Below are 904 nucleotides of genomic sequence, written 5' to 3' on the forward strand. Positions count from 1 at the left end.
TCGAAATGGTAGATCTTGTCCATGTTCGGACCGCTGTAATACTCATAGAACGGCACGATATTCTTCAAATCATCGATACTGTACTTCGACTGCATTACAACCGTCATGGCTGAATCATCAGTCGATGGGGACGTGTCGGCTTGGGCTGTTACCGGCACCATGGATGCCAGTGCGATTGAAAGGCCACCCAGCAATACCAATGTCCTGTATCCTCTACGCATTACCTAATTGTCTCCTGTCGTCACCACTGGATTTTTTGTGATAAGCGAATCCCCTTCAGCGTTTCCACGCATGAAGGGGATTCAACTGTTTTCTCTTGTATCTCAGCCCTTGGTGGTCCAAGCGACACCTTCGTATCGCCATCCACCCCTGACGAGCACGTCGCGTTCATTGGCGCTCTTGGTCCACATGTGATCGCCGGAACGACCGTTGTAGAGACGGTACACGGGATTGGTTCCGTTGTTCGCATAGAACCCGATCCCCTCGGCCCGCCAACCATTGCTGGTGACCACTTGGTATTCGCGCGCGCTCAACGTCCACATGTGGTCACCGGATTTGGGGTTGTATGCCCGATAGACCGGATTGCCGCTGATGGGCATGTCGAATCCGACCCCCTCATACCGCCAGCCTCCCCTGACCAGCGCGTCTCGTTCATTCACGCTCGCGGTCCAGAAATGCCGGCCGCTCCGACCGTCATAGAGACGGTATACATGCTGCATACCTTCCTCCGGCTGCGGTTCCGACGGGATTGACGGCTGAGACGGCTTACCTGTCCCATTCGGGTTCGATGGAATAGACGGCTGATCTGTCGTTCCACCGTTCGGATCGTAGGTTGCGCCGAGGAAGTTGTAGTCCTTGGAGACCACGCCGTTCTGGACGAATCGGACCAGCGTGGTGGGAGCCC

At 55.5% G+C, this 904-nt stretch carries 1 pseudogene; it reads right to left on the bottom strand.

Going from position 1 to position 904, the window contains the following annotated elements:
- Nucleotides 1-323: 323 nt before the first annotated feature.
- A pseudogene (locus tag CSQ85_RS13480) lies at nt 324-904 on the bottom strand (hypothetical protein); the annotation flags it as partial.

The organism is Bifidobacterium rousetti (assembly GCF_008698235.1).
In the GTDB taxonomy this organism is placed as follows: Bacteria; Actinomycetota; Actinomycetes; order Actinomycetales; family Bifidobacteriaceae; genus Bifidobacterium; species Bifidobacterium rousetti.